Consider the following 26920-nt stretch of genomic DNA (forward strand, 5'->3'; position numbering starts at 1 on the left):
GAAATTAGGCCTCCGCTGATGGGTTTTCCAGGACAGTCCGCTCGCGGCGAATGCCTTCGATCATCGCCGCGACATCCGCGCCGGCGACATCGATCACCGCCTGCGAGCGACCGCGAACGACGATCTCGGTCGATAATTTCTGGCCGACATAGCGCGGATAGGAGCCGATGCTGGTTTCCGGATGCGCCTTCTGGATAGCGGCGAGCGGCGTGCCGATATCGCCTTCGCCATAAGGGCACGAGATTGCCAGCGACAGCACCGGCGTTCCGGTTCTGAGCGTCGGGATCACCGCGTCGACCATCGCTTGAAACACCTGCGGCACGCCCGCCATGACATAGACATTGCCGATGACGAAACCCGGCGCGGTGGAGACCGGGTTGGGAATGTGCGTCGCGCCGACAGGCATACGTGCCATCCGCTGGCGGGCCTCGGTGAACTCCATCTCGCGGCGTTTGTACATTTCGCCGAGTAGCGCCATCGCCTTCTCGTCATGATGGCAGGCAACGCCGAAGGCCTTGGAGACGGCGTCGGCCGTGATGTCGTCATGGGTCGGTCCGATGCCGCCGGAGGTGAAGACGTAGTCGTACTTCGTCCTCAGCGCGTTCAGCGCCTCGACGATCGCGTCTTCCTCGTCAGCGACGATGCGGACTTCCTTGAGGTCGATGCCTGCAAGCAGCAGCATATCGGCGAGATGGCCGATGTTCTTGTCCTTGGTGCGGCCGGATAAAAGCTCGTCGCCGATTGCCAGAATGGCTGCGGTCACAATCTGTTGGGTCATGTTAGGTCTCTGTCTTCATTCAGTCTTTGGTGTCGAGCTTATAGCAAATAGAGCGGACGGGAAGCCCGTGCCCACCAATACGGAAATGTGAACGCAAGGCAAAAACGTGCGATAAGATTGAACAGTCCGTCTCTCGCGGCGTGGCTGGCCGTCACCAGGTGCATGCGCTAGCTATTTGGCAGACGCACGATGCGTTGCGAGGCATTCTGTATGATACGCGAATTCATCAAACGGATTTTGGTCGGTGCACCGAGCGCAGCACCCGCCGCAACCCAGAAAGAGGAAACTTCCAAGATGGCTAAGGTTCTGGTTCTCTACTATTCGTCGTACGGCCACATCGAGACGATGGCATACGCCGTTGCTGAAGGCGCGAAATCCGCCGGCGCCGACGTGACCGTCAAGCGCGTACCGGAGCTGGTGCCGGAAGAAGTCGCGAAGTCGTCGCACTTCAAGCTTGATCAGCAGGCACCGATCGCCACCGTGGACGAGCTCGCCGAATACGATGCGATCATCGTCGGCGCCGGCACCCGCTTCGGCACCGTTGCATCGCAGATGCGCAACTTCTGGGACCAGACGGGCGGCCTGTGGTTTGCCGGCAAGCTGGTCGGCAAGGTCGGCTCGGTCTTCACCTCGTCCGCCACCCAGCACGGCGGCCAGGAATCCACCATCCTCGGCTTCATCCCGACCTTCCTGCACCAGGGCATGGTCGTCGCCGGTCTTCCCTATGCCTTCCAGGGCCAGATGGGCGTTGACGAAATCAAGGGCGGCTCGCCCTACGGTGCGTCGACGATCACCGACGGTGACGGTTCGCGCCAGCCTTCGGCTATCGAGCTCGACGCCGCCAAGTTCCAGGGCGCGCATGTCGCCAAGCTTGCAGCAAAGCTGGCCTGAGCCAAAGCCACCTGAAACAGTGAAGGCGCGGCTTCGAGCCGCGCCTTTTCATGTGTGGCGTCGAAACGCCGTCATAATATCGAAGTCGTCGCTGCTGATTGCCGCAGTCGTCTAGCCGTAAAATCCGTGGAATTTTGCCGTGTAAACGAACAGCGGTACCCCAAATACCGCCAGTGCGATCAAGAATGCCGTGCCTGTTCTAAACAGTCTCAGGCGCCGTGTTCTGGCGCCATCCCAATCGTAAGCCATCGTCTTACTCCCACAACAAGACAAGCTTTACAAATACACGCCCTAAAGCCGTAGCTTTGCTGACGGCGGGCATACAATCACATTCTAACGTTGCAAGAAAGAGATATTACTAATTAATTAAGCGATGTCTCATAAATGCATCGCAGCCGCTCGTTTTGTCTTGGGCTATTCTTCGAGCAGTGTGCACTGTGAGTGTTGCCACGCTTATCCGTTACACGATGCCTAGTGGCCGCCGTTTCGCCCTTGGCGGGTACATGCTTCGATTCTTCGCTGTTCGTGCAACCCATCCTTTACGTGTTTGCTGATATTCATGTCAGCACCTGTTGAATAGCATGGGATTCCAAGGTGTTGCGGCTGATACGAATAAGCGCATTGCTGACGATCTTGCTCGTCTGCATGTTTTTCCTCCCGCCTTTCAATGGATACGTTAGTGGGGGCGTTCAATACGTCCGAGACTATTTCGACAAGAGGCCCGAGCAGACCGCCTTGTTCATCGGCAACAGCCGCACATTCTATAACAATATGCCCCAAATGGTGCGCGCGATCGCCGATTCCGCCGGCTATTCCAAGAAGCTGCGCATCGTGATGGATGCGGAGCCGGGCGTCAGCCTGGGCTATCACATCAAAAGCGAGAAAACCCAGGCGCTCCTTTCCCGACGTTGGGATCAAGTCGTGCTGCAGGTGCTGAGCAGCGACCAGTATAGCGCGCAGCAATCGGGCCCCGCATGGGATGATGCCGAAAACCTGATCCGGGAGGCCCAGGCGAAAGGCGACGTGCCGGTCATGTTCGTCACCTGGCGCTATACCGATCAGTGCATCAAGGATGCTGGCATGCCGAAAACGGCTGGCGATTATTCACCGGCGGGTTATGCCGATATGCATCTCAACATCCAGCGGCAGCATGCTCGTCTCGCCACGCTGACCGGCGTCGCTCTCGTCAATGTGGGCGTGATCTGGGAAGCGCTTCAAAGCCAGCCGAAGGATTTCAATCTCTACTATGATTGCAACCACCCCTCAATCTACGGCAGCTATCTCTCGGCGCTGATGTTCTACAGCTACTTTTCCGGAAACGATGTGCAGAACGTGACGTTCCGGCCGCGCGGAATGTCTTCGGAGGATGCGGCGATGCTGCGCAAGGCTGTATCTGACTATCTGGCGAATTCCGCCAAGGCCTGACATATTGTGCAAATCATATGCAATCAAACCGGTTAAATTAACCTATATTAAATTCCCTTGTGGTTGTATATCCCGGGCTTGGGGGCGGGATATATGTTGGGCGACAGGTTCGATGGACGGCGTCACGATCTTGATGCGTTGCGCGTGTTTTTCTTTGGCACGCTCATCATCTACCATTCGAGCCTTGTCTACGGGACAAAGACCTGGTGGATCAACACATCGGGTGCCACGAAGCTGATCGATCTGATCACGGTCGGGTCGCATCCATGGCGGATGAGCCTGCTATTCTTCATTTCCGGCGTCGTCACGGCATCGCTGCTGAAAAAGAGATCCGTGGCTGAAATCCGCAAGACCCGCACGCGGCAGCTTCTGCTGCCCTTCGTGTTCGGCGTTCTCGTGGTTGTACCGCCGCAGGTGTATTTCTCACCGTACAACTTCGCCCCCGATCTTTCCTATTGGGAATTCTGGAAGACCTATGTCGTCTCCGGGCTTCGGCTCGAGCATATGTGGTTCCTGGCCTATCTCTGGATCTATGTCATCGCCTGGTCGATTGCTCAGCCGCAACTGGCGCGGCGCTGGCCCGGCCTATCGGTGTCCCTGGCGGCGTGGCTGCGGGGCAGGGTATTGTTCGTGGCGCCTATCGCGTTTCTGTCGATCCTGAGGCTGTGTCTCTATCCCGTCTTTCGCGAGACGCTGGTCATCAGTTCCGATGTCTATTCTCACGCCGTGTATTTCTCGATGTTCATGTTGGGCACGCTGCTCGCCAACGAGCAGAGCTTTTGGCAGGAGATCGATCGCCAGCGCTGGATAAGCCTCGGCGTTGCCACGCTGTCGCTGGCGGTGCTTGCGGCGCTCTCCGTGTTCATCCCCAGGGAAGCGCGGCCGGAGGCCCTCGTGTTCGCGGTCAGGATCATCCGATCGGTCTTCCAATGGAGTGCCGTGCTTGTGCTGCTCGCCTTCGCGGCTAGGTTCGCCAGCAGGCCGAACCGGGTGATCATGCATCTGAACAAGTCGATCATGACCTACTATATCGCGCATCAGACCGTGATCGTCATTGCGGCCTACTACATCGCGAAGGCAGGCCTTCTCGACATCCGTTCCTTCATACCGCTTGTGGTCATTACGGCGCTTGTCTGCGCGCTCATCGCGGAGACGAAGGGTTTGGCGACCGCGCGCCTCATGCCCTTCCTGGCCGGCATTGTGGTGGCGCGAAGAGGTCTGAGGAAGCCGCTACCCCAGGAAACGGCCTGAGCGATTTTCAGATTGATCTGCCGGTCAGAGCTCTGGCATCTGGTGCGGGCGGCGGGGATCGAACCCGCACAGCCAAAGGCCGAGAGATTTTAAGTCTCTTGCGTCTACCAGTTTCGCCACGCCCGCGCAGGCTTCTCATTCAACGACTGCGGCGATTCAGTCAAGGGCATGCGTGCGCCGGGCAGGCGTCAAGATGCATTCGCCTTGGCGGCGCGAACCCTGTTGAACAGCGATCCGATAGCGACGCCAACCGTGGCGCCCACGGCTTTCACGGCCGCGTCGTGAAGGCGCGCGTGGCGGGTGGGCGACAGATATTGCAGATATTCGATGAACACCGCACCTGCGATGAGCAGCACGGTCACGATGATCCAGTGCTTGGGATAAGCCATGGCAAAGGCGAGGCCGACGACCAAATAGGCGAGCGCCCGGTCGATATTGACTGATGTAATCGTATGAGGGCGAAGGCCGATCGGCGAGACCGTCACGAAAATGATGGCGGCGAGGAGCAGCCAGGCGACCGGCTTGGAAAATTTGTCTGCTGTCATAAAACTCACACTATTGATGTCACCGGGCGGTTTCACCGCACGATTGCGTTATCTCGGTGGCGCACCCGCCTTACGCCCCGGTTTTTCTAAAGACGCGCATCACCGCGCTCTATCGAACCGTTGTGGTTGAAAATGGGCTTCTTTCGAGGGTCTGCCTATGGCATAGCGTGGGGCGCAATAACAAGGGACTGAGACCGTGACCAGACAGAATGTCGAAGCTGCCGAAGAGGCTCTGCGCAGCCTATTTCCGGCAACGCCGCTGCAACTCAACGAGCATTTGTCCGCCCGCTATGGCGCCGACATCTGGTTGAAGCGCGAAGACCTGTCGCCCGTCCGCTCCTACAAGATCCGCGGCGCCTTCAATTTCTTCCGCAAGCGCATCGAGGAAGGCGCCTCGGGCAAGACCTTCGTCTGCGCCTCGGCCGGCAATCATGCGCAGGGCTTCGCCTTCGTCTGCCGCCATTTCGGCGTTCCCGGCGTGGTCTTCATGCCGGTTACGACACCGCAGCAGAAGATCGACAAGACCCGCATCTTCGGCGGCGAGTTCATCACCATCAAGCTGACGGGCGACTTCTTCGACCAGTGCTACAAGGCAGCCCGCGAACACGTCGAGATGATCGACGGCGTCATGGTGCCTCCCTTCGATCATGAGGATATCATCGAGGGCCAGTCGACGGTGGCCTCCGAGATCATGCAGCAGCTGCCCGAGGGCACGGTGCCAGATCTCGTCGTCATGCCTGTCGGCGGCGGCGGTCTGGCGGCCGGCATCAGCGGTTACCTCAAGGACACGGTGCCGAGCACGGGCTTCTTCTTCGTCGAACCGCAGGGCGCACCGAGCCTGAAGCGCAGCATCGAGGCCGGCGAGGTCGTGACGCTCTCCAAGGTCGACAACTTCGTCGATGGCGCGGCCGTCGCCCGCATCGGCGACCTGAATTTCGCGGCGCTGAAGGATTTTCCGAGCAATCAGGTGATGCTGATGCCGGAGAACGCTATCTGCGTGACGATCAACGAGATGCTGAACGTCGAGGGCGTGGTGCTGGAACCGGCAGGCGCCTTGTCGCTGACGGCAATCGCCACGATGGATCCCGAAACGATCCGCGGCAAGACGGTGGTTGCGATCGTCTCCGGCGGCAATTTCGATTTCGAGCGGCTTCCAGATGTGAAGGAAAGGGCCATGCGCTACGCGGGCCTGAAGAAATACTTCATTCTCCGCCTGCCGCAGCGCCCAGGCGCGCTCCGCGACTTCCTCAACCTACTCGGTCCCGATGACGATATCGCCCGCTTCGAATATCTGAAGAAGACCGCCCGCAACTTCGGTTCGGTCCTGATCGGCATCGAAACCAAGGCGCCGGAAAACTTCGCGGCGCTCTTCGCGAAATTCGAGGCATCGGGTATCAGTTTCGAGGACATCACCGAAAACGAGATCCTCGCGAACCTCATCATTTAACTTTCACGGCAGCGGCCCTATTTAACCTTGATGGCATCCGCCCTCATCACAAAGGCGTATCATGGCTTCGATTTTTTCCAGCATTTTCTCCATGTTCTCAGGCGGCGCGAAGCAGCCGGGTGCGGCTTCTTCGAGTGTTTCTTCCGATCCGCAGCCCTATGCCGATTGCACGATCTATGCCGAGCCGATGAAGGAAGGCGGCCAGTATCGTCTGGCCGGCCGTATCGAGAAGACTGTTGGCGACGAGGTGCTGGTGCGCAATTTCATCCGCGCCGACATGTTTTCGTCGACGGATGATGCGATCGAATGCACCGTGCGCAAGGCGCAGCAGATCATCGATCAGAACGGACCATCCCTGTTCAGCGACGGAGCCAAGGTTCGTCAGGTCTGATCACGGAAGGCTGGCGCGCCCTTGCGTGTTGAGCGGTCGCGCCGCCATTCCCTCATGCTATTTTAAAACATTGCGGCGATCCTGCGCTCAGCAGACATCGCAGGAATATCCAGTGCCTCAGAATGCCCGCCGCACATCCGTGATGAATTTCGCCGACAGAGCGGTCGAGATGGCATGGCGTGGTGTCATCGGGCCACTGCGCCCGCCGCATCGCCTTGACGGGAGGTCGCGGCGTTGATCGCAAACGTCAATCTCATCCTCTTCGTCGTCGAAGCCATCGGGTATTTCGCGCTGATGGTGACGCTGCTGCATTTTCGCGCCCGCATCGGCCTCGGCATATTCCTGACGGCGCTCGGCGTCATGCACTTCATGGAGACCTACCTCGCGGCGGTCTTTTATGTCGAATTGCCGTTCGGGATCGTCTCGCCGGGATCGTCGGTGTTTTTCACCGGCAAGCTGATGATGATCCTGATGCTCTATCTTCAGGAAGACGCCGCGGTCGTTCGCCAGCCCATCTACGGGCTCTTCATCGGCAACCTTTTGACCGTTGCGATCGCCTGGATCGTGCAATGGCACGCGCCACTGGAGCTCACATCGGGCGCGCTCCCCAGCGACGAGTTCCTGAAGGAAATGGGCTGGCTGATGCTCTGGGGCACGGCCATCCTCTATCTCGACGCCATCGGCATCATCCTGCTCTACGAGCGGCTCGGCCGCTATTTCAGGCAGCGGCCTGTGGTCCGCTTCATGTTCTGCGGTTTCGTGCTCTTGACCTTCGACCAGATCGCCTTCTTCGGCGCGCTGCACTATTCGGTCGGCGTCCCGCTCGCCGCCTTCTGGGGTGGGTGGAAGGCGAAGATGTTTGCCGTCTGCATCTACACTGTGCTCTTTGCGATCTACGAGAAATGGATCGGCCGCGCAGTGACAACATCAAGCGCGCGCCCGATCGGCGATATCTTCAGCGACCTGACCTTCCGCGAGCGCTACAACGATCTCCTGAGCCGCACCGGTCGCGACGTGCTGACCGGGCTTTACGACCGCACGCGAATGGAGCTCGAGGCGCCGGTCATGATCCGCGAATCGCTGCGCCAGGGACAGTCTGCGACGGTAATGATCCTCGACGCCGACCACTTCAAGAACGTCAACGACGTGTTCGGTCACCTGCAAGGCGACGATGTCCTGCGCGCGATCTCAGCGCGCCTGGGCTCGATCCTGCGGGCAGGCGACCGGGTGTTCCGCTTCGGCGGCGAGGAGTTCGTGGCGATCTGCCCCGTGACCGATCATGCCGAGGGCCTGCGTCTCGCCGAGCGGTTGCGCTGGACGATCGAAAGCAGTGTAGCCACGCCCGACGGCAAGCCGGTAACGATCAGCATCGGCGTCGCCACAGCCAGCGAAGATGGCGATGCCTTCACGGCGATCCTGTCGGCAGCCGACGAGCGGCTTTATTGCGCCAAGAAAAACGGCCGAAACTGCGTCTTCGGTCAGACCGGCGTCCATGGCCTCACGGTGGCCGGCTAACAGTAAGTCTCCATAAACAAAAAGACGGCCGGCAAGCCGACCGTCTTCCTGAACTGACTACCCTTTGAATTAGGCAGCGAGCGCGAGTTCTTCAGCGCGTGCCTTGGCAGCGCCGACAGCCTTCTCGGCTGCTTCAGGACCAAAGGCCAGGCCTTCGACATAGATGGTCTCGACGTCGGTGATGCCCATGAAGCCGAGCACGGTCTTCAGGTACGGTACGGCATGGTTCATTCCGGCAGCCGGGCCCTGCGAGTAGACGCCGCCGGAAGCGAGAACGACGTAGACCTTCTTGCCGGTGGCAAGGCCAACCGGGCCGTTTTCGGTGTACTTGAAGGTCAGACCGGCGCGGGCGACGTTGTCGATCCAGCTCTTCAGCGACGAATAGATGTTGAAGTTGATGAGGCCGGTGCCGATGACGATGGTGTCTGCTGCGAGCAGCTCGTTGACCAGCTCGTCGGAGATCTTCGCGGCTTCGTTTTCTTCGGCCGTGCGGGCGTCAGCCGGCTTGCGGATCGCGCCGGTGAAGAGGTCGTTGATGTGTGCCAGCGGGTTCGCGGCGAGGTCGCGGCGAACGACGACGCTGCCGGCCTTCTGCGACTGGAGCTTGCCAGCGAGGTCTACGGCGATATCGGTCGAAAGCGACTCAGCGCGCGGGCTGGAGGTCAGAAGCAAAATGTACGACATGATTGATAATCCTTTGGTCTTTGCGTTTGCGGCGCGATCGGGGGAAGGTCGAACCGCGTCTTCGAGTGAAGAAATAGGTCTAGCGGCCTATCGAAAAAACTGTGATAATGTCGATCAAGACTATCGATCGATTGGATGGATGTAATGTTGCCCAACCCGACACTGGACCAGCTGCAGGTTTTCCTGACCGTTGCCGAGACCGGCAGCTTTTCGGCGGCCTCGCGCGTGCTCAATCGTGCCCAGTCGGTGGTCAGCTACACCATCGCCAATCTCGAAGCGCAGCTGGAAATGCAGCTGTTCGAACGCTCCGGCGCTCGTCAGCCAAAGCTTACCGAGGCCGGCAAGGCCATGCTTGAGGATGCCCGCCGGCTGATGACCGACTTGCAGGTGATGCGGGCGAGGGTAAAGAGCCTGAAGGAAGGGCTGGAGGCCGAGGTCGATGTGGCGATCAGCGTCATGGTGCCGTCGCAGGCGGTCGTCACCGTGCTGCGTGAATTCCGCGATCGCTTTCCCTCCGTCTCGCTCAATCTCAGCGCCGGCGAACTTGGCATGGTCATGGAGTCCGTCCTGTCGGGTAAAGCCACGATCGGCATCGGCGGAGCGTTGCTGAAGCAGGACGATTCGATCGCCGTCGAAAAGATCGGCCATTCCTTCATGATTCCGGTCGCCGCGCGTTCCCACCCGCTGGCCAATATCGACAGGCCGCTGACGCTTAGCGATGTTCGCGAGGAGGTGCAGCTTGTCGTCACCGATGCCTCGGGGCTGACCAAGGGGCGAGACTTCAACGTGCTGTCCTACAAGACCTGGCGCGTCAGCGACATCGCCACCAAGCATGCGCTGGTCCGCGGCGGCCTGGGTTGGGGCGGCCTCCCGGCGTCGATCATTCGCGAGGATCTAGCCAACGGCACGCTCGTCCACCTCGATCTGCCTGCTTACGAGCAAGGCGAGTATCCGATCTATGCGATACGGCGCATCGCCAACCCGCCAGGCCCGGCTGCGACATGGCTGATCGAAGCCTTCCATTCGAAACTGTCGTTCTGCCCAAACCACGCCGATTTCACCGCGGCGCTGAACGAGACAAAGGATCGCGATCTGCCAATCGCGGCCGAGTAGGCGAGGCGTTAGAGCCTTTCCTGGTTAGATTGAAGCATTCTGTTGGCTCAAACGGAGTCGGATGGTCGTCCGGCCAGCGCGCGTCGTAGCCAACGCATACGGCCAAGCTGGCCGGACGATCAGGCGGCCCGTTTCAGCCAACCCGAAGGGCCGGGCATCTTTCCGCCAGGATCAAAGGCGATCGGCTCGACCGTACCTGGGGTATGCCCTTCGCCAATCGCCTTTGCCCTGACGAAAACCTACTCCGGCAGAATGCTTCAAGCTAACCAGGAAAGGCTCTAAGCCCCGCCTCTAGTCTGTTTCAGAGAACCAGTCGGAACTTGGCGAACCCATCCGTGCCTTCGCCGGCGTCCTCAATCTTCGCGCCCTTGACGTCGGCGATGAACTGCTTCGCCTTCGGCCCGCTCTGGAACGTCGCGGTCGCGCCCGTCACCGGCTTGAACGTCCAGTTGCCGTCGGCAGCCGGATTGATCGTTCCCTGCTCGTGCACATAGCGCACGATCACGTCGCGGTTCGTATCGGGCGCCTGGAACACCACCTTGTCGGTCGCGATCTCCGGGAATTTGCCGCCGCCGCCGGCGCGGTAGTTGTTGGTCACGACCACGAACTTTTGGCTCGGATCGATCGGTTTGCCGTCAAACGCAAGGTTCTGGATGCGGTTGGACCCGGCGTTGATCGCGTTGCCGTCATTGTCGTATTTGCGCGGCTGCGCCAGATCGATCTGGTAGGTGACGCCGTCGATCACGTCGAAATTGTAGGAAGGGAAGTCGGCGTTCAAAAGCTCGGCGTCCTTCGTTCCTTCCTTGATCTCGTTGAACATCCCCGCCGACATTTCCAGCCAGTTCTTCACCTGCTCGCCGGTGATGACGACGGCCTGGACGGTGTTCGGATAGAGATAGAGGTCGGCGATGTTCTTGATGGCAAGGTCGCCGGCAGGAACATCCGTATAGTAATCGGCGCCGCCGCGACCACCCGACTTGAAGGGAGCCGCCGCCGAGAGCACCGGCAGGTCCTTGTATTCGGTATCGGCAAGCATCTGCTTGATGTACCAGGTCTGCGCCTGGCTGACGATCTGCACCGAGGGATCGTCGGCGACCAGCGCGAAATAGGAGTAAAGCGGCGCCGATGTCTTCCCGACGGGGGTGCGAACATAGGCGAGCGTCGCCTCGTGCTCCGCCTTTGCGGCCTCGACCACTTCCTTCTTGTCGGCGACATCGGCCACGACCTTCTTCTTGTCGTCGCGGTGGTAGATCGGTCGCGCTTCGGAGGTGAAGTCGACGATCTTCCAGTTCTTGCCGTCCTTTTCGAGCAGTAGGTCGATCAGGCCGAGATGCGAGCCCCAGAAGCCGGCCATGACGGCGGGCTTGCCATGCAGCGTTCCCTTGACCGGATCGGCGTTCTGAATGCCGTCCCAGGTCTTCGGTCCGGGGAAGACGAGGTGCTGGTGGCCGGTAAAGATCGCGTCGATCCCGTCGACGGCGGCCAGATGCAGCGAGGCGTTCTCCATCTTGTCCGTGGGCGCGCTGCCATCGATGCCCGAATGCGAGAGCGCGATCACGATATCCGCGCCCGCTTCCTTCATCGCTGGCACCCAGGCCTTGGCGGTTTCGACGATATCGCGCGTCTGCGCCTTGCCCTCGAGGTTCTTGATATCCCAGAGCATGATCTGCGGCGGAACGAAGCCGATGAAGCCGATCTTTACCGGGCTCTCGTTGCCGGCTCCATCCTTGATCATCTTTTCGACGATGATGTAGGGCTTGAAGAACAGCTCGTCGTTTTTCGGATCGGAGGCGAGCTGGCCCTTGGTAAGGTTAGCGCAGACGAACGGGAAGTTCGCTCCGTTCAGCACCTTGAACATGAAATCGAGGCCGTAATTGAACTCGTGATTTCCAAGCGTGCCGACGGTGTAGCCGAGCGTGTTCATCGCCTTGATGACGGGGTGAACGTCGCCGTCCTTCAAGCCGCGCTGATAGGCCATGTAGTCGCCCATCGGATTGCCCTGTAGTACGTCGCCATTGTCGATCAGCAGCGAGTTGGCGGCCTCAGCGCGGATCGTGTCGATGATCGTCGCGGTGCGCGCCAATCCCATCGTGTCGTTCGGCTTGTCGGCGTAATAGTCGTAAGGGAAGACGTTGACGTGAATATCCGTCGTTTCCATCAGCCTGAGATGCGCCTGGTTGGCAGCGGCGCGCGCGGTGAATGGATGCAGCAGAACGAGCGCTGATGTGGCGGCAATGCCGGTGAGTAGAGAACGACGGCTCATGGAAGACAGATCAAGATTGGAAGACATGAAAACTCCTTCGAAACATCACGCGACACCCGCCCGGCGGCGAGAGTAGGGTGATTTTCGAAGGAGTAAACCCTGTAAATGACAGGGGAATATCGCTTTTCGCTTTCTGCGTATCGGGCGCGACCTACCGCGCCAGAACCGGCTTCACTTCCTTGTGGAAGAACCGGAAGTACGACGCCACCTGTGCGCGGGCGTTGGAATTCGGGTCGAACTGAATGCCTACTCGGCCATTGTGGCTCCAGCGGATGACGCCGTGGAGAACGCCCAGATCGTCGGCGAGAATCTGCACGCGGCTGCCGGAAGCCGCATGTAGAGGCGAGCGCACTTCAAGCGCAATGCCCGAGATGGACATGTTCAGAATGCGCGCATCGACTTCCTTGGTCAGGTAACGAACCTTGCCAAACAACCGGCACGGTTTGCGCTCGGCCTTTCGGGTAATAATGTTGAGATTGTGCATGACGCGTCTCCCAAATTGAACTGGAGACAGCATACGTCGCGTAGATTGAAATGAATTTATACAATTCGCTAAAATTGCACGGTCGATTTTTACTTCCGCATTGCTTCCCGGCGGCCGACGACATGCTCGCGCCAGATCGTGAAAATACCGGAGGCGACGACGATGACGGAGCCGACGATCGTGTTGAGGCTCAGTGTCTCTCCATAGATCGTCACCCCGATGATCGAGGCGTAGACGAGCTGAAGATAGGTCAGCGGCTGGACGGCCGCGGCATCAAGCATGTCGTAGGCGCGGATCAGGAAGTAGTGGCTCGATATGCTGGTCATGCAGACGAGCGCCATCCACACCCAGTCCGTCGGCGCCATCCAGGTCCAATAGAACGGCCCGACCAGAGTCATCGCGATGGCGCCGACGACACCGGTGTAAAAGAAGCTGGTCATCGACGAATCGTCGCGGCTGACCAGCCGGGTTGCGATGACGTAGAAAGCAAAGAGGAAGCAGGAGAGGACGGCCAGCAGCAGTGTGACGTCGAAGAAGCCGCTATCGGGCTTGAGGATCAGAAGCACACCGACCAACCCCGCGCCGATCGCCGTCCACCGCCGCCAGCCCACCCGCTCGCCGAGCAGCGGCATGGCCAGCAGCGCGATCAGGATTGGCGTCGCCGAGAAGATCGCCTGCGAGTGAGCGAGCCCGATCACCGCGAAGCAGCTGATCACGACAACCACCTGAGCGGCGAGAAGCAGTCCGCGGATCACCTGCAGGACCGGCCGCTTGGTGCGCGCCGTGGCGACAATCCCGCCGCGCATCTTCGCGGCCAGAAGGATGGTGAAGAGGCCAAAGGCCCAATAGCGGATCATCGTGACGAAGACGGGCGGGTAGGCACCGCCCAGATGCTTCGAGATGCCGTCCTGAATAGAAAAGATGGTGATCGCCAGAAGAACGAAAATATAGCCCCGGGTCTTCGATCTCATGGCGTCTTCTTAATGCACCGGCCTTGGCCGTATTCCAGAAGCACCCGCGCAGGCAAGTGATTCCGCTCCTCCGTCACAAGCCCACATTGGGCCGGTCCATCACCTCGCGCAAGGCAAAGCTGGAGTTGATCTTCACGACATGGGGCAGGGCCGAGAGCCAGTCGCGATGGATGCGCTCATAGTCCTCGAGATCGCGGGCCGCCACGCGCAGGATATAGTCGTACTCACCCGACATCAGGTAGCAGACGAGCACATTGGGACAGCGCTTCACGGCGGTCTCGAATTCCGACAGCGTCTTGGCGAACTGGCCCGACAGCGAGATGTGCACGATGGCGATCATCTTGTAGTCGAGCGCCTTCGGCGAGACATGCGCGTGATAGCCGAGGATGACGCCGCTGCGGTCGAGGATGTCGAGCCGCCTGGAACAGGCCGACGCGGAGAGCCCCACCTTGGCGGCAAGATCGGCATTGGTGATCCGCGCGTTCGATTGTAGCGCTTTCAAAATGGCATGATCGATGGCATCGAGTTCCGACATTCGAAGAACTTTCGATTATTGCGTCCGAAACGCATCTTTCTTCGAAAATTGCCGTATATGCAAATCCTCTTTGCAAGGACATTTCGCGCACGCGGTGATTGGATTCCCCTTGTGAACGCTTCGCTCGACGAGGCGGGAAAACAAACGAGGAGGAGCGCCCCGATGCGCGTCGGTTGTCCGAAGGAAATCAAGAATCACGAATATCGCGTCGGCCTGACGCCTGCAGCCGTTCGCGAATATATCGCGCATGGCCACGAGGTCTGGATCGAGACGAAGGCGGGTTCCGGCATCGGCGCCGATGACGCGGCCTATGCCGCCGCGGGCGCGAAGATCGCTTCCTCCGCCAAGGATATCTTCGAAAAGTGCGACATGATCGTAAAGGTCAAGGAGCCGCAGCCGTCGGAATGGGCGCAGCTGCGCGACGGCCAGATCCTCTATACCTATTTGCATCTTGCGCCGGACCCCGAGCAGACCAAGGGCCTGCTGTCGTCAGGTGTCACTGGCGTCGCCTACGAGACGGTGACCGATGACCGTGGCGGCCTGCCGCTGCTGGCGCCGATGTCCGAGGTTGCCGGTCGTCTTTCGATCCAGGCCGGTGCAACGGCACTGCAGAAGGCCAATGGCGGCCTCGGCATTCTTCTGGGCGGTGTCCCCGGCGTCTTGCCGGCCAAGGTCACCATCATCGGCGGCGGCGTGGTCGGCCTGCATGCGGCGCGCATGGCAGCCGGCCTCGGCGCCGATGTCACCATCCTCGACAAGTCGCTGCCGCGCCTGCGCCAACTCGACGATCTCTTCTCCGGCCGCATCCACACCCGCTACTCCAGCATCCAGGCCCTGGAAGACGAAGTCTTCTCCGCTGATCTCGTCATCGGCGCGGTGCTGATCCCCGGGGCTGCCGCGCCCAAGCTCGTCACCCGCGAAATGCTCTCGGGCATGAAGAAGGGCTCGGTCATCGTCGATGTCGCCATCGACCAGGGCGGCTGCTTCGAAACATCGCACGCGACGACCCATTCGGACCCGACCTATGAGGTCGATGGCGTCGTGCACTACTGCGTCGCCAACATGCCGGGCGCGGTTCCGGTCACTTCGGCGCATGCGCTGAACAACGCCACGCTGGTCCATGGTCTTGCGCTCGCCGATCGCGGCCTGCGCGCCATCGCCGAAGACAGGCATCTCAGAAACGGTCTCAACGTCCACAAGGGACGGGTCACCAATAAAGCCGTTGCCGAGGCGCTGGGCTACGAGCCTTACGCTGCGGAAGCCGTGCTCAACGTAGCGTAAAGTCCATCGCGCTACGTCAACTGAAGCCGGTTGCTCTCTCCGCAACCGGCTTTTTTCCGTGAGTTAACCGTCGATCCGGCACTGATAGCAATTGTTGCGCGCCGAGCGAACATGCACATAGGCGACCTCGGGCTTGCGCAGAAGCTCTGCCGCATAGGCAGGGATATCGGCGACCTCGGTCACCGCGCCGGTGCCGTAGACGATGCGGTTGTTGGTGCCATAGCCGCGCAGGATGAAGTTGGGGCTGGTCGTCAGGACAGGCGGCAGCACTTCCGCGGCGGCATAGCGTTCGCAGCGCTTCTGATGCAGGAACACCGGTCCGGTCTCCGCATAGGGCTGTAGCTCCGGGAAGGGACGGTAGGCGAAGACGTAAAGCGCGTCGCCTGCATCTATGTTCTTCAGGCAATGGCGGCAGGGGTGTCCCGGCCCATCGGAAATCATTGTCTCCGGCAGGTGACCATAGGCATCGTTCCCGCCGTTCCAGATCGCCTCGGCGTCGGCAGTGGGCATCGCGGTGAAAGATAGGGCAGTCATGGCAAGTCTCCTTTTCGAGCTTGCCTTGAATGCGCTTCAACCCGAGTGGGAGCCACCCGATCCTTGCGCAACCGCCGAAACGCGCCGCTAGCTTCTCTTCGCCAGCTCAAGCAACTCCTTGTCGCTGAGCGGCCGCACGATCGCGGTGCCCGTCGAGACAGGAGAAAAACCGAACATCTGGTAGAGCTGCAACGCCCTGGGATGGTCGAGATTGTTGGTCGTGGTGGTCACGCGCAAAGGGTTCTGCGTCCAGATCGCATAAAGCGCCTGCAGCAGGAACCACTTGCCGATCCCAAGACCCAGCGCGTGCTCCATCAGCCCGAAATGGCTGAGCTCGATCGTATCCTCGTCAATCGTCAGATACTCGTAGAACCCGGCAGGCGCGCCGTTCACATAGAGCACGCAGATTGTGTTGCGCTTGTCATAGAGCGTGGTGGCCAGTTCCTCGTCGCTCATCCTCAGGCGATCCACCCACTGCCATCGCGCGCCGACCTGGCGGTAGAGATAGCGGTAGAACGGCAGCGGGATTTCCGGCGCGCGCATGATGGCGGTCTGGATATTGACCGGCACTGGCAGGCTCGTCTTCGGCGCCGCCGTCATTTCGAGGCGGGTCACATGGGCCTTCAGCGAAGAGGGAGCTTTTGCCATGGTCAAGCTTTGATCGCTTCTGCGGGGCCGGTAACGATGGGCGTATCCTGACGGCTGCCCCACTCGCTCCAGGAGCCGTCGTAAAGCGCGTTGTCGTCATGTCCAACGCTTTCCAGCGCCAGCATGATCACCGCGGCGGTCACGCCCGAGCCGCAGCTCGTCACGACAGGCTTGGAGAGATCGATGCCCGCGTCTGATATCATCGTCTTCAGCGTGGCCACATCCTTGAAGCGGCCATTGGCCGAGAGGCTCGTCGCCGGCAGGCTGCGGGCGCCGGGCATGTGGCCAGAACGCATGCCCGCACGCGGCTCGGCTTCCTCGCCGGTAAAGCGGCCGGCGCCGCGAGCATCGGCGATCTGCGCCGAACCGTCATCGACGATCTCACGCATGGTCTCGAAGGGGATAACCTTGTCGGCACGGAACTTCGGTTTGAACTCGGCTGGCGCCGGGGCGGTCGTCCCGGTCTCGAGTGCGCGTCCCTCGGCCTTCCAACCATCAAGGCCGCCATCCAGAACGTAGACGTCCTTGGCGCCCATGGTCCGCAGCATCCACCAGACGCGCGGCGCCGAGAAGAAGCCCATGCCGTCATAGACGACGATCGTGTCCGTCTCTGCAATGCCGAGCTTGCCGACTTCGGCAGCGAAGAACTCTGGCGAGGGCAGCGAATGCGGCAGGCCGGTCGAATGATCGGCGATCACGTCCTGATCGAAGAACACGGCGCCGGGAAGGTGGCCGGCCACATACTCCTCCTTGGCGGCGCGCTTGTGGGCCGGCAGATACCAGGAGGCGTCCACCACCTTGAAACTTGAAGTCCCCAGCTGCTTTTCGACCCAATCGGCCGAAACGACGAAGCGGCTCGTGGTCTCGCTCATACTGCTCTCTCCAATCAATGCTTATGCGTCGTCGCCAGGAGCGCCGAAACGGATACGGAAGCGGCGGTTTTCCTTGCCCTTCTTCTCGATCTTGGCGATGTGAATCTGTCCGACTTCTCGTGTTGTCGCAACATGTGTGCCGCCGCAGGGCTGGCTGTCAATCGCCGAGTTCTCGCCGATGCAGACGAGGCTGACGCGACCGAGCCCCATCGGCGGGCGCACGTTCTTGGATTTGACGATCCCTGGATTGGCCGCCAGTTCCTCGTCGGTAATCCACTGCAGGTAAACCGGATGGTCCTGGTCGACCAGCGCCATCAGCTTGGCCGTCACTTCGTCCTTGTCGATCGTGTCGGTCATGTCGAAATCGACACGGCTCTCCTCTTCGCCGACGGCCGCTCCTGTTATCGGGTAGGAGCAGACGACGGAAAGCAGGTGGCAGGCCGTGTGCATGCGCATCAGCTTGTGGCGGCGCTCCCAGTCGAGATGCAGCACCACTTTCTCGCCGACCGCAGGGCTTGCCTGTCCCTCGAGCGGAACATGGATGATGATGTCCTTGGCGGCGCCATGCTTGGTCTGCCCAAGTGTTATCTTGCTGCCGTCAGCGCGCTCGAGAAAGCCGGTATCGCCTGGCTGGCCGCCTGAGGTTGCGTAAAGGCAGGTCTGATCGAGCTCGATGCCCCCGTCTTCGTGGATGGCGGTGACGACGGCTTCGCAGGTCGAGAGATGGAAGTCGTCACGGTAGAGGGCATTAACGGGCATTGGGCCTCACGCTGCGGGTTCGTATGGGATCTTGATATCGACAGGCGAGGTCAGCCATGCCGGCAGCGGCAGCGACTTCGATGTCAGGAAATCGGGATTGAAGAGCTTCGACTGGTAGCGGTTGCCGTAGTCGCAGAGAATGGTCACGACCGTGTGGCCGGGGCCGAGGTCCTTTGCAAGCCGAACCGCGCCCGCGATGTTGATTGCCGACGAGCCGCCGAGGCAAAGCCCCTCATGCTCGACGAGATCGAAGACATAGGGCAGGGCTTCCGCATCCGAGATATTGTAGGCGAAATCAGGCGTGAAACCTTCGAGATTGGCGGTAATGCGGCCCTGGCCAATGCCCTCGGTGATCGAGGAACCCGCGGACTTCAGTTCGCCGTTCTTGTAGAATTCGTAGAGCGCCGCGCCATCCGGGTCGGCGATGCCGATCTTGATGTCCTTGTTGAAGCTCTTGAGGCCCATCGCCGTGCCGGCAAGCGTGCCGCCAGAGCCGACCGAGCAAATGAAGCCGTCGACCTTGCCCGATGTATCGGCCCAGATTTCCTTCGCCGTGGTCTCGATATGCGCCTGCCGGTTGGCGACGTTGTCGAACTGGTTGGCCCAGATCGCGCCATTCGGCTCGGTCTTTGCGAGCTGTTCGGCCAGCCGTCCGGAAACCTTCACGTAGTTGTCGGGGTTCTTGTAGGGCACGGCAGGCACTTCGACGAGTTCGGCGCCCAAGAGCTTCAGCGCGTCCTTCTTTTCCTGGCTCTGCGTCTCGGGAATGACGATCACGGTGCGATAGCCGAGCGCCTTGGCGACAAGCGTCAGGCCGATGCCCGTGTTGCCGGCGGTCCCTTCCACGATCACGCCGCCCGGCCGCAGCAGGCCCTTCTTCTCAGCGTCGCGAATGATGTAAAGCGCCGCGCGATCCTTAACCGACTGTCCCGGGTTTAGGAATTCCGCCTTGCCGAGAATGGTGCAACCGGTCGCCTCCGACGCTCCCTTGAGCTTGATCAGGGGAGTGTTGCCAATGGCTTCTAGGACGGAAGGATGAACGGTCATGGAATCTGCCTCTTTGAAACACTTAGTTTAGGAACGGTCTTTTCCCTTCACAAGGCTGGGTTGGCAAGAAATCCTATTCCTCGCCCTCAACCAACACGGTAAAATTAGACTTCCCGTCCCAGATTGGTTCGCCACGTGCTGATCCGGGTCGCTATGTGATCCGGAGATTGACATTCATCGTATGGATGATGACAAAGCAATCACTGAAAGCGGAAACGACCGAAACCATCATGGTTCACGAGCATATCGACACGGTCGATGCATTGATGGCGTATTATGTTGCGGGTTCCCTTCCGGAGCCGGCGCGCGTTCTTGTCGAATCGCATCTGGAAATGAAGCCGGATCGTCGGATGCTGGTGCAGGACCTTGAGTTTCTGGCCGGCCAAGAGCTTGAGCAGACCTCCGAAGCAAGTCTCGATGACCGCGATGCCAGATTGGCGCGGATCTTCGCATCCGCTGCGCCGGTCGAGCCCAAGCCATTCATCGCGACTGACAAACCAAGCATCTTCCCGCGCGCCCTGCGCCGCCTCGTCGGCTTCGATGTCGATACGGTGCCGTGGAAGACCAAGCTCCCCGGCTTCAAGGAATATTCGGTCGATATCGACGGCTGCGAAGTCAGCGTCATGTGGATCAAGCCGGGCCGCGCCATGCCGGCTCACACCCACAAGGGCATGGAGCTCACGCTCATCCTCGACGGCGCCTTCAACGACAATCGCGGCCGCTTCGGCCCCGGCGATATCTCCGTTGCCGACGAGACGATCGATCACCGTCCGGTGGCCGAAAAAGATCGTCCCTGCATTGCATTTTCCGTTCTCGATGCCCCCATCAAACTGACCGGGTCCTTCCGCCAGCTGATTGGCGACCTGATCGGCTGAAAGCAGCCACAATAGCGTGATAGAGCCATTATCCCGGAAGGTTGAGAGGAACTTCCGGGCGCGTTTCGACGTTCTTCGATACAACCTAAGGAGTCGCGCCATGAACGATTTTGTAGCCCGCCCCGAACATGGAATTGCCTGGATATCAGGCGCAAGCTCCGGCATCGGCCGGGCATTGGCGCTGAAATTGGCAAGCGAAGGCTACAAGGTCGCCGTGACCGCCCGCGACCACGAAAAGCTCGCCGAGCTGCAATCGGAAGCCAACGGTTTGCCCGGCAGCATCATCGTGCTGGATGGCGACGTCACCAATCCTGAAGACATGGAGCATGTGCTCGCATCGATCGAATACGAGCACGGCGCGCTGGCGCTCGCTGTCTTCAATGCCGGCGTCTATCTGCCTGTTCATGCCGAGGAACTGCGCAGCGAGGATTTCGAGCAGAGCTTCGCCGTCAATCTACAGGGCGTGGTCAATTGCCTCGTGCCTGCGGTGCGTCACATGAAGCACAAGGGGCAGGGGCAGATCGCCATCGTCTCCTCGGTAACAGGATATGGCGGCCTTCCCACGGGTGCTGCCTACGGCGCCACCAAGGCTGCTTTGATCAACATGGCCGAGAGCCTGAAATTCGATCTCGACAAGATGGGCATCCGCATCCAACTCATCAATCCGGGTTTCGTCGACACGCCCGCCACCCGCAAGAACGAATTTCCGATGCCGTCGCTGGTGCCGGTCGACGAGGCCGCCGCCGAGATCTATGCCGGCCTGAAGTCGAAGAATTTCGAGATCACCTTCCCGAAGCGCTTTACCTACACCCTGAAGGCTCTCAACCTCATGCCCTACAGCCTGTACTTCTGGCTGGTGAACCGCGCCACAGGCTGGCAGGAGCGCCCACGCGCCGGTGGTCGCCGCCCGGTGACGCCAAGCCCGGCGGAATAGCGCAGACGCTCACGCGTCACCGCGCCCATGCGATGGCAACCACTCGGCTGTTGCTGAGGGGATAGACGAGGCGGATGGCGACCGGGACAGGAGGTCGACTGTCTGGTCCCGCCACCCGCTCTCGTCAGCTCCGCGAAAAGACGACCTGGCGGACGTCTATGTTTCGGGCGCGGAAACCTGCTTCACAATAAAATAAATAGAACTCCCAGAGCCGCTTGAAGCGATCATCGAAGCCCAGTGGTCGAACTCGTTCCCAAACGGACCAAAAACGCTCTCGCCATTCGGCCAGAGTACGTGCGTAGTCTAACCCAAAACCGAAGTCCCGCACCAGTGACAAATTCACTTTTCGCCCAAGCTCGGCCAAATGTTCGCGGGTCGGTAGCATGCCGCCGGGAAAAACGTACTTCTGGATGAAGTCTGGATTGCTCCTGTACTGTTCGAAGGACTCGGGCCGAATCGTTATGATCTGCAGGCCCGCCTTGCCGCCGGGCTTCAGGCACTGCTCGAGCTTGGAGAAATAGGCCGGCCAGTATTTCTCGCCGACGGCCTCGAACATCTCGATCGAAACGATCTTGTCGTAGACGCCGGTTTCGTCGCGATAGTCCTGAAAGCGGAAGTCGACCTTGTCGCTGAGCCCTGCCTTGCGGATGCGCTCCTCGGCGAATGCCAGCTGCTCGCGGCTGATCGTCAGGCCCGTGACCCGACAATTCAGCTCGCTGGCGGCAAATTCGGCAAACCCGCCCCATCCGCAGCCGATCTCCAGCACATGGTCTCCGGGCTTGATCCCGGTTGCCTCGGCGAGAGCTCGGTACTTCGCGTTCTGCGCCGACTGCAGATCGTTGGCGCCGGTGGAATAGAGCGCCGACGAATAGGTCATCGTCGGATCGAGCCACTGCTTGTAGAAGTCGTTGCCGAGATCGTAATGCGCCGAGATGTTCCGCTTTGAACCCTTGCGGGTATTGGTGTTCATCCAGTGGCGGATGCGCTCGACCAGACGGGGCAGGCCGCGCTTGCCGTTGGCATAATCCTGAATCGCCTCGTCGTTGACTATGAACAGCTCGAGGAAGGCCGCGATATCGGGGCTGTCCCAATCGCCGTCCATGTAGCTCTCGGCCACGCCGATCGTGCCGTTTGAAAGCGCCCGGTAGCAGATGTTCCAGTTCTTCAGGTGGATCTCGGCGTGCTGGCCGGGCTTGCTGCCGGTCACCAGCACAACACGGCCATCGGGAAACGCGATCGTCAGCGAGCCATGCTGCATGCGAAGCAATGCCCTCAGCGCAAGCTTCGCGCGCAGCGGCAGTCCCTTCGAAACCTGTCCGATATTCTGCTGCGTCAGCTGGATCGCGTTGCGTTGAGAATCGGTCAAGTCGCTAGCATCACTCATGGTTTTCTCCTCCGGCAAGTTTTGGCCGGTTCAGGACGACGATGCGCTGAAAATCTCCGCCCCCCGGCGATTGCTTTGAACGCTATCGTAAAAATTGGAAAAGCCAAACAATTTTCCAATCCTGTGTTGCGCACGATCGACGCATATATCGAAGCACGCTTAGCTATTCCGCTGCCTCCGCCCTCTCGCGCGGCGCGACCACGCTGACAGGGGCGGGTGGCGCGGGCTTTGCGATGTACTTCGCGCCCTTCAGCCACAATTTCAGCGCCTCCCAGTGAATGCCGCCGACGATCTTGATCGGCAAAAACGGAACGGCGGCCGTGAGCCACGCAAGGTTCCTGGTCGTGAGCCCCACCTGTCGTCCTGAGAAGATCGCCGCAAGCAGCGGGCCATCGGCATCGGTTTCGAGAATACGCCAGCGGATCTCCTTGCCCGGCGGCAGCATGCGGAAATTGTAGCGCATGCCCATCTCGATGAACGGCGAGACGTGAAAGATCTTGTCGCAACTCTGCCTAACACCGGTGTCGCCCATTTCGCCGGGGCCAACGGGGCAGACATAGGTATGCCGTTCGCCGAAGGTGTTGCGAACCTCGTAGATCATCGCGATCAGCTGATCACGCGCGTCATAGGCATGGTAGACGGAAAGCGGATTGAAGACGTAGCCAAGGATGCGGGGATAGCAGACCAGCACGATGCGCTGGGCACGCAAGCCCGCCTGCGCCAGCAGTTCATCGGCATGCGCTCGTGCACCCATCTCGCCGCCATGGTCGCTCTCATGAAACGACACGGCATTGCGCTTGTTCACGGAAAACAGCGCGGACAGCCGATCCGCCTCGTCCAGCCGGTCGAGATCGATCGCCATCGAGAACACGCGGTAGCGAAAGCGGTGGCCGAAGGGCTTCATGCGCTGGTGCATGACGTCGCCGACATAGAGCACGGCCGCGGCCTCGGGCGGCGGCCCGTTGTCGCGCATGCTCACGCCTCGTCCTTCGCGCTCCTGCGTCATGCGACGGCGTCCAGCTCCGGTTCGATACTATCGGTCTTGAGCGTGCTCCACGGCAGCGCCGCGCCGAGCGCCTTGGCGGCCGCAAGGCCAGAACTCAACCCGTCCTCATGGAACCCATAGCCCGTCCAGGCGCCGGCAAAGTAGCAGCCGTTGCGACCCTGTATATCCATGAGCGCGCGCTGCGCCTGAACGCTGTCGGCTGAGAACTGCGGATGCTCGTAGCTGAACTCCGCGAAGACCTTGCTCGGGTCCGGTTCGCGATCGGGGTTCAGCGTCACGAATAACGGGAAGCGATCGTCGATCGCCTGCAGCTTGTTCATCCAGTAGGTGACGGCGACATCGGCGTTGCCGTTAGCCGAGCTGGAGCGCAGGTAGTTCCAGGACGCCCAGACCTTCCGGCGCTGCGGCATCAGCATCGGATCGCGGTGAAGCACCACCCTGTTCGGCTGATAGGGAACGGCCGCCAGCAGCCGTTTCTCCTGCTCGGTCGCATCGACGAGCATGCGTCGCGTCTGATCGCTGTGCGCGGCAAGGATCACCTTGTCGAAGTGGCGCTGCTCGCCGCGGTCGTCGACGATGATGATGCCAGTCTCGGCCCTGATGACGGCGCGCACGCCGAGCCCGAGCTTCAGCCGGTCGCCCAGAGGCTCCAGCAGTCTGTCGAGATAGTTTCGGCTGCCGCCGGTCACCGTGCGCCACTGGTGCTGCCTTGAATAGATCAGGCGGTGATTGTCGAAGAAATTGACGAAATGTTCGGCCGGAAACTGCATCATCTTCGCCGCCGGCGTAGACCAGATCGCCGCTGCCATCGGCACCAGATAATTGTTGGTGAACCCCGGCGAAAAACCGCGCCAGTCGAGATAGTCGCCGATCGAGCGCGCGGCGAGGTGGCCTGCGGCGCGGTCGATGAGGCAGGTCTTGTTGAAGCGCAGGATCTCGCGGATCATCAAGAGGAAGGAGGGGCGCACCAGATTGCGCTTCTGCGCGAAGATCGAAGACAGTCCGCTGCCGCTCCACTCCAGCTTGCCATGGTCGAGCGAGAGCGAAAAGCTCATGTCACTGGCATGGGTGGCGACGCCGAGCCGCGCAAACAGCGCGGTCAGGTTCGGATAGTTCGGCTCGTTGTAGACGATGAAGCCGGTATCTACGGGAATGCGAGTTCCGTCGTAATCGACATCAACGGTGGCGGTGTGGCCGCCGGCGCGCGTCTCCTTTTCATAGAGCGTGACGTCATGCAGCGGATTGAGCGCCCATGCCGCCGATGCCCCGGAGACGCCGGAGCCGATAACCGCGATCTTCAAGCGACTGTGCGGGTGGTGAAAATGCGCGTTCATGCTGCGTCCTTTACGGCGTTGTAGGCTTTCAACGCCCGGTCGCGGGCGGTCGCGTGGTCGACGATCGGCTTGGGATAGGTTTCGCCAAGCCGGATATCCGCCTTGTCGAGCACGCTTTGAGGTGCCGCGAATGGCTTGTGAATGTACTTGGTATCGAGCGCCGCAAGCTCTGGAACGGACTCGCGGACATAGGCGCCATCGCGATCGAACTTCTCGCCCTGCAGAACCGGATTGAAGATGCGGAAGAAGGGAGCGGCATCCGCTCCGCAGCCGGCGACCCATTGCCAGCTGGCTGCATTGCTAGCGGGGTCGGCATCGACAAGCGTGTCGCGAAACCAGGCTTCGCCGCGCCGCCAGTCGATCATCAGGTCCTTGATCAGGAAGGAGGCGACGATCATCCGCACCCGGTTATGCATGAAGCCGTGCTTCCAAAGCTGGCGCATGCCGGCATCGACGATGGGGTAACCGGTCATCCCCTTGGTCCAGGCGCGAAAATGCGCGGTGCTGTTGCTCCACTCGAAGCCATCGAAACGGTCGTTCCAGTTGGCGTATGGCAGCTTCGGGAAGTGAAACAGCAGATGGTAGGAGAATTCGCGCCAGGCGAGCTCCTTGCGAAAGTGAACCAGATCGTCCGCCGGCACGTCCAATCCTCGCGTCTCCTCCCATATGCGGGCAGGCGAGATCACGCCCAGCGCCAGATAGGGAGACATCATCGAGGTCGACTGCTTGGCCGGAAAATCGCGGTCGGCCTTGTAGCCGTCGAGGCTCTGATCCAGAAAATCCGCAAGCCGCTCGCGCGCGGCCTCTTCGCCGGCAGTCCAGACTTCGGCGAAATCCTTGGCCCAGTCCGGCTTGGTCGGCAGAAGTTTCCAGGACTTCAGTGTCTCGCTTGCGGGCAGCTCCGGCGCGAATTTGACCTTCTTGGGCGCATCGACAGGGTGGGGCGGTTCGCCGGCACCCTCTAGCGCCCGCCAGAATGGCGTATAGACGCGGTAAGGCGTCCCGCCGCCTGTCTTCAGCCGCGACGGCTCATGCAGCAGCTGGCCGGCGAAGCTCTGCGCATCCAGCCCCTGCTGCTCGAGCTCCCGCTTGATGCGCGTGTCGATGGCGATGCCGGGCGGATCGTAGCGGCGGTTCCACATGACGGTGTCCGCGCCGGTCTTCTTGATCAGGTCGAGGAGCACATCGAGCGCATCGCCGCTCACAAGATTGAGCGAGCCGCCAAGCGCTTCGATCGATGCGGTGAGCGACACAATGGAATGATGCAGCCACCACTCTTGCGCGCCGCCCAGAGGCCCGGTGCCGGAAGAGGAGGGCTCGCGGATATAAAGGGGAATAATCGGGCGTCCGGTGCGGCAGGCCGCATGCAGCGCATGATTGTCGTCGAGGCGAAGATCCTTGCGAAACCAGAGGATAAGCGGCTTTGCGGCATCGTCGGACAATGAATGTGATCCCCTTGTTTCTGTGTTGCTTCTGTTACGAAGCTACGGGGAGTGTGGATCAAAAGTTTCAGCCTGCATAAAGATTTAACACGGCACATCGGTAAATTATCCGACAGCATCGGCGGTTGCGCGCGTCGCGGGTCGCCTGGCGGGTTGATTGTCGCCCTCAGGCGAGATCGGCATGCCGATTTTTCCCCTTGTCCGCGCATGCAGGGATGCTCATTCCTTTAATCCACTAAAAAGATAGAGAATACTGCTCTCATCAGATGGTGGCCGGAGAATGCGGTCGCACAGGAGAGACGACGATGAGTATCATCAGGCATTTCGATCGCCTTTGCACCATCCGCGACCAGCTGGAAGCGAGGCTGGAGCTGCACGAGGCACGATACTGCTTTGGTAGCGAGGACATCGAGGATGGAACGGGCGCTGATCTGCGCGAGCGCATCATGCAGATGACCGACGAGATCTCTGCGCTCATGCACAGCCCGCGCTATTCCGATTTCTAGGAGAG

General features: G+C 60.5%; 27 protein-coding genes and 1 tRNA gene. 11 read left to right on the plus strand and 17 right to left on the minus strand.

Annotation, left to right across the window (positions count from 1 at the left end):
* Positions 1 to 4: 4 nt before the first annotated feature.
* The gene (locus QTL96_RS07545) at positions 5 to 778 is read right to left on the minus strand and encodes a competence/damage-inducible protein A (protein WP_289727266.1); all 774 of its coding nucleotides are present in this window, start codon (positions 776 to 778) and stop codon (positions 5 to 7) included.
* Positions 779 to 1072: 294 nt separating this feature from the next.
* Here QTL96_RS07545 and wrbA point away from each other — a divergent pair, with 294 nt between their 5' ends.
* The 3 genes from wrbA (at position 1073) to QTL96_RS07560 (ending at position 4345) form a co-directional block, all read left to right on the plus strand.
* Positions 1073 to 1669 carry an NAD(P)H:quinone oxidoreductase type IV gene (gene wrbA / locus QTL96_RS07550; protein ID WP_289727267.1) on the plus strand — a complete coding sequence of 199 codons (597 nt, stop codon included), beginning with the start codon at positions 1073 to 1075 and terminating at the stop codon, positions 1667 to 1669.
* Between the two features lie 735 nt (positions 1670 to 2404).
* Positions 2405 to 3094 carry a DUF4886 domain-containing protein gene (locus QTL96_RS07555; RefSeq protein WP_289727268.1) on the plus strand — a complete coding sequence of 230 codons (690 nt, stop codon included), beginning with the start codon at positions 2405 to 2407 and terminating at the stop codon, positions 3092 to 3094.
* Positions 3095 to 3187: 93 nt separating this feature from the next.
* Positions 3188 to 4345: an acyltransferase family protein gene (locus tag QTL96_RS07560; protein ID WP_289727269.1), complete on the plus strand. Its 1158-nt coding sequence runs from the start codon at positions 3188 to 3190 to the stop codon at positions 4343 to 4345.
* 40 nt (positions 4346 to 4385) lie between these two features.
* Here QTL96_RS07560 and QTL96_RS07565 read toward each other — a convergent pair.
* Both QTL96_RS07565 and QTL96_RS07570 read right to left on the minus strand, forming a co-directional pair.
* Positions 4386 to 4471 (minus strand) — tRNA-Leu (locus tag QTL96_RS07565).
* A gap of 62 nt (positions 4472 to 4533) precedes the next feature.
* On the minus strand, positions 4534 to 4890 hold the full coding sequence (locus QTL96_RS07570) for a VanZ family protein (protein WP_289727270.1): 357 nt from the start codon (positions 4888 to 4890) through the stop codon (positions 4534 to 4536).
* A 196-nt stretch (positions 4891 to 5086) separates the two neighbouring features.
* Between QTL96_RS07570 and ilvA the strand changes: the two genes are divergently transcribed.
* From ilvA to QTL96_RS07585, 3 genes are all read left to right on the plus strand, one after another.
* Positions 5087 to 6337 (plus strand): threonine ammonia-lyase, encoded by a 1251-nt coding sequence (gene ilvA, locus QTL96_RS07575; protein ID WP_289727271.1) that lies wholly within the window; start codon positions 5087 to 5089, stop codon positions 6335 to 6337.
* A gap of 61 nt (positions 6338 to 6398) precedes the next feature.
* Positions 6399 to 6728: an HlyU family transcriptional regulator gene (locus tag QTL96_RS07580; RefSeq protein WP_289727272.1), complete on the plus strand. Its 330-nt coding sequence runs from the start codon at positions 6399 to 6401 to the stop codon at positions 6726 to 6728.
* 234 nt (positions 6729 to 6962) lie between these two features.
* The gene (locus QTL96_RS07585; RefSeq protein WP_289727273.1) at positions 6963 to 8243 is read left to right on the plus strand and encodes a GGDEF domain-containing protein; all 1281 of its coding nucleotides are present in this window, start codon (positions 6963 to 6965) and stop codon (positions 8241 to 8243) included.
* Positions 8244 to 8312: 69 nt separating this feature from the next.
* Here QTL96_RS07585 and QTL96_RS07590 read toward each other — a convergent pair whose 3' ends face one another.
* Positions 8313 to 8927: an FMN-dependent NADH-azoreductase gene (locus QTL96_RS07590; RefSeq protein ID WP_289727274.1), complete on the minus strand. Its 615-nt coding sequence runs from the start codon at positions 8925 to 8927 to the stop codon at positions 8313 to 8315.
* A 144-nt stretch (positions 8928 to 9071) separates the two neighbouring features.
* Between QTL96_RS07590 and QTL96_RS07595 the strand changes: the two genes are divergently transcribed.
* Entirely contained in the window at positions 9072 to 10040 is a 969-nt protein-coding gene (locus QTL96_RS07595; RefSeq protein ID WP_289727275.1) for a LysR family transcriptional regulator, read from the plus strand.
* Between the two features lie 301 nt (positions 10041 to 10341).
* Here the strand turns inward: QTL96_RS07595 and QTL96_RS07600 are convergent, their stop codons facing one another.
* The 4 genes from QTL96_RS07600 to QTL96_RS07615 all read right to left on the minus strand — a co-directional run bounded on the left by QTL96_RS07600 (position 10342) and on the right by QTL96_RS07615 (position 14293).
* The gene (locus tag QTL96_RS07600; protein ID WP_289727276.1) at positions 10342 to 12330 is read right to left on the minus strand and encodes a bifunctional 2',3'-cyclic-nucleotide 2'-phosphodiesterase/3'-nucleotidase; all 1989 of its coding nucleotides are present in this window, start codon (positions 12328 to 12330) and stop codon (positions 10342 to 10344) included.
* Between the two features lie 124 nt (positions 12331 to 12454).
* Positions 12455 to 12787: a PilZ domain-containing protein gene (locus QTL96_RS07605; RefSeq protein WP_113199570.1), complete on the minus strand. Its 333-nt coding sequence runs from the start codon at positions 12785 to 12787 to the stop codon at positions 12455 to 12457.
* An 89-nt stretch (positions 12788 to 12876) separates the two neighbouring features.
* Complete coding sequence (locus QTL96_RS07610; RefSeq protein WP_289727277.1) at positions 12877 to 13758, minus strand: DMT family transporter; 882 nt, start codon at positions 13756 to 13758, stop codon at positions 12877 to 12879.
* A gap of 73 nt (positions 13759 to 13831) precedes the next feature.
* Positions 13832 to 14293 carry an Lrp/AsnC family transcriptional regulator gene (locus QTL96_RS07615; protein ID WP_112425295.1) on the minus strand — a complete coding sequence of 154 codons (462 nt, stop codon included), beginning with the start codon at positions 14291 to 14293 and terminating at the stop codon, positions 13832 to 13834.
* A 162-nt stretch (positions 14294 to 14455) separates the two neighbouring features.
* Here QTL96_RS07615 and ald point away from each other — a divergent pair, with 162 nt between their 5' ends.
* Complete coding sequence (ald, locus tag QTL96_RS07620) at positions 14456 to 15574, plus strand: alanine dehydrogenase (RefSeq protein WP_111561353.1); 1119 nt, start codon at positions 14456 to 14458, stop codon at positions 15572 to 15574.
* A gap of 63 nt (positions 15575 to 15637) precedes the next feature.
* Here ald and QTL96_RS07625 read toward each other — a convergent pair whose 3' ends face one another.
* The 5 genes from QTL96_RS07625 to QTL96_RS07645 form a co-directional block, all read right to left on the minus strand.
* Positions 15638 to 16108, minus strand: coding sequence for a DUF1203 domain-containing protein (locus QTL96_RS07625; RefSeq protein WP_289727278.1), 471 nt, complete (start codon positions 16106 to 16108; stop codon positions 15638 to 15640).
* Positions 16109 to 16195: 87 nt separating this feature from the next.
* Positions 16196 to 16756, minus strand: a complete 561-nt coding sequence (locus tag QTL96_RS07630) for a GNAT family N-acetyltransferase (protein WP_112941487.1) — start codon at positions 16754 to 16756, stop codon at positions 16196 to 16198.
* A gap of 2 nt (positions 16757 to 16758) precedes the next feature.
* Positions 16759 to 17628: a 3-mercaptopyruvate sulfurtransferase gene (gene sseA, locus QTL96_RS07635; protein WP_289727279.1), complete on the minus strand. Its 870-nt coding sequence runs from the start codon at positions 17626 to 17628 to the stop codon at positions 16759 to 16761.
* Between the two features lie 21 nt (positions 17629 to 17649).
* Positions 17650 to 18387, minus strand: a complete 738-nt coding sequence (locus QTL96_RS07640; protein ID WP_289727280.1) for an alanyl-tRNA editing protein — start codon at positions 18385 to 18387, stop codon at positions 17650 to 17652.
* 6 nt (positions 18388 to 18393) lie between these two features.
* Positions 18394 to 19434 (minus strand): cysteine synthase A, encoded by a 1041-nt coding sequence (locus QTL96_RS07645; protein ID WP_289727281.1) that lies wholly within the window; start codon positions 19432 to 19434, stop codon positions 18394 to 18396.
* Positions 19435 to 19664: 230 nt separating this feature from the next.
* On the opposite strand from QTL96_RS07645, the gene QTL96_RS07650 reads away from it, so the two are divergent.
* Both QTL96_RS07650 and QTL96_RS07655 read left to right on the plus strand, forming a co-directional pair.
* Positions 19665 to 20309, plus strand: coding sequence for a ChrR family anti-sigma-E factor (locus tag QTL96_RS07650; protein ID WP_026283300.1), 645 nt, complete (start codon positions 19665 to 19667; stop codon positions 20307 to 20309).
* 100 nt (positions 20310 to 20409) lie between these two features.
* Positions 20410 to 21243 carry an SDR family NAD(P)-dependent oxidoreductase gene (locus QTL96_RS07655; protein ID WP_289727282.1) on the plus strand — a complete coding sequence of 278 codons (834 nt, stop codon included), beginning with the start codon at positions 20410 to 20412 and terminating at the stop codon, positions 21241 to 21243.
* 124 nt (positions 21244 to 21367) lie between these two features.
* On the opposite strand, the gene QTL96_RS07660 is transcribed toward QTL96_RS07655, so the two are convergent.
* The 4 genes from QTL96_RS07660 to QTL96_RS07675 form a co-directional block, all read right to left on the minus strand.
* Complete coding sequence (locus QTL96_RS07660; RefSeq protein ID WP_289727283.1) at positions 21368 to 22627, minus strand: class I SAM-dependent methyltransferase; 1260 nt, start codon at positions 22625 to 22627, stop codon at positions 21368 to 21370.
* Between the two features lie 163 nt (positions 22628 to 22790).
* On the minus strand, positions 22791 to 23633 hold the full coding sequence (locus QTL96_RS07665) for a DUF1365 domain-containing protein (protein WP_289727284.1): 843 nt from the start codon (positions 23631 to 23633) through the stop codon (positions 22791 to 22793).
* Positions 23630 to 24967 carry an FAD-dependent oxidoreductase gene (locus QTL96_RS07670; RefSeq protein ID WP_289727285.1) on the minus strand — a complete coding sequence of 446 codons (1338 nt, stop codon included), beginning with the start codon at positions 24965 to 24967 and terminating at the stop codon, positions 23630 to 23632. The genes QTL96_RS07665 and QTL96_RS07670 overlap by 4 nt, the downstream gene beginning before the upstream one ends.
* The gene (locus tag QTL96_RS07675; RefSeq protein WP_289727286.1) at positions 24964 to 26409 is read right to left on the minus strand and encodes a deoxyribodipyrimidine photo-lyase; all 1446 of its coding nucleotides are present in this window, start codon (positions 26407 to 26409) and stop codon (positions 24964 to 24966) included. The genes QTL96_RS07670 and QTL96_RS07675 overlap by 4 nt, the downstream gene beginning before the upstream one ends.
* A gap of 305 nt (positions 26410 to 26714) precedes the next feature.
* On the opposite strand from QTL96_RS07675, the gene QTL96_RS07680 reads away from it, so the two are divergent.
* Positions 26715 to 26915 carry a hypothetical protein gene (locus QTL96_RS07680; protein ID WP_112941478.1) on the plus strand — a complete coding sequence of 67 codons (201 nt, stop codon included), beginning with the start codon at positions 26715 to 26717 and terminating at the stop codon, positions 26913 to 26915.
* Positions 26916 to 26920: the final 5 nt, after the last annotated feature.

The organism is Rhizobium sp. S163 (genome assembly GCF_030380805.1).
GTDB lineage: Bacteria > Pseudomonadota > Alphaproteobacteria > Rhizobiales > Rhizobiaceae > Rhizobium.

Coding starts and splice junctions, on each gene's coding strand:
- QTL96_RS07650 (WP_026283300.1), top strand. CDS start 19,665: ATGGTTCACGAGCATATCGACACGGTCGATGCATTGATGGCGTATTAT.
- QTL96_RS07665 (WP_289727284.1), bottom strand. CDS start 23,633: ATGACGCAGGAGCGCGAAGGACGAGGCGTGAGCATGCGCGACAACGGG.
- QTL96_RS07625 (WP_289727278.1), bottom strand. CDS start 16,108: ATGACTGCCCTATCTTTCACCGCGATGCCCACTGCCGACGCCGAGGCG.
- QTL96_RS07590 (WP_289727274.1), bottom strand. CDS start 8,927: ATGTCGTACATTTTGCTTCTGACCTCCAGCCCGCGCGCTGAGTCGCTT.
- QTL96_RS07610 (WP_289727277.1), bottom strand. CDS start 13,758: ATGAGATCGAAGACCCGGGGCTATATTTTCGTTCTTCTGGCGATCACC.
- QTL96_RS07680 (WP_112941478.1), top strand. CDS start 26,715: ATGAGTATCATCAGGCATTTCGATCGCCTTTGCACCATCCGCGACCAG.
- QTL96_RS07580 (WP_289727272.1), top strand. CDS start 6,399: ATGGCTTCGATTTTTTCCAGCATTTTCTCCATGTTCTCAGGCGGCGCG.
- QTL96_RS07670 (WP_289727285.1), bottom strand. CDS start 24,967: ATGAACGCGCATTTTCACCACCCGCACAGTCGCTTGAAGATCGCGGTT.
- QTL96_RS07545 (WP_289727266.1), bottom strand. CDS start 778: ATGACCCAACAGATTGTGACCGCAGCCATTCTGGCAATCGGCGACGAG.
- QTL96_RS07640 (WP_289727280.1), bottom strand. CDS start 18,387: ATGCCCGTTAATGCCCTCTACCGTGACGACTTCCATCTCTCGACCTGC.
- QTL96_RS07660 (WP_289727283.1), bottom strand. CDS start 22,627: ATGAGTGATGCTAGCGACTTGACCGATTCTCAACGCAACGCGATCCAG.
- QTL96_RS07560 (WP_289727269.1), top strand. CDS start 3,188: ATGTTGGGCGACAGGTTCGATGGACGGCGTCACGATCTTGATGCGTTG.
- QTL96_RS07605 (WP_113199570.1), bottom strand. CDS start 12,787: ATGCACAATCTCAACATTATTACCCGAAAGGCCGAGCGCAAACCGTGC.
- QTL96_RS07615 (WP_112425295.1), bottom strand. CDS start 14,293: ATGTCGGAACTCGATGCCATCGATCATGCCATTTTGAAAGCGCTACAA.
- QTL96_RS07630 (WP_112941487.1), bottom strand. CDS start 16,756: ATGGCAAAAGCTCCCTCTTCGCTGAAGGCCCATGTGACCCGCCTCGAA.
- QTL96_RS07655 (WP_289727282.1), top strand. CDS start 20,410: ATGAACGATTTTGTAGCCCGCCCCGAACATGGAATTGCCTGGATATCA.
- sseA (WP_289727279.1), bottom strand. CDS start 17,628: ATGAGCGAGACCACGAGCCGCTTCGTCGTTTCGGCCGATTGGGTCGAA.
- ald (WP_111561353.1), top strand. CDS start 14,456: ATGCGCGTCGGTTGTCCGAAGGAAATCAAGAATCACGAATATCGCGTC.
- wrbA (WP_289727267.1), top strand. CDS start 1,073: ATGGCTAAGGTTCTGGTTCTCTACTATTCGTCGTACGGCCACATCGAG.
- QTL96_RS07570 (WP_289727270.1), bottom strand. CDS start 4,890: ATGACAGCAGACAAATTTTCCAAGCCGGTCGCCTGGCTGCTCCTCGCC.
- QTL96_RS07595 (WP_289727275.1), top strand. CDS start 9,072: ATGTTGCCCAACCCGACACTGGACCAGCTGCAGGTTTTCCTGACCGTT.
- QTL96_RS07600 (WP_289727276.1), bottom strand. CDS start 12,330: ATGTCTTCCAATCTTGATCTGTCTTCCATGAGCCGTCGTTCTCTACTC.
- QTL96_RS07645 (WP_289727281.1), bottom strand. CDS start 19,434: ATGACCGTTCATCCTTCCGTCCTAGAAGCCATTGGCAACACTCCCCTG.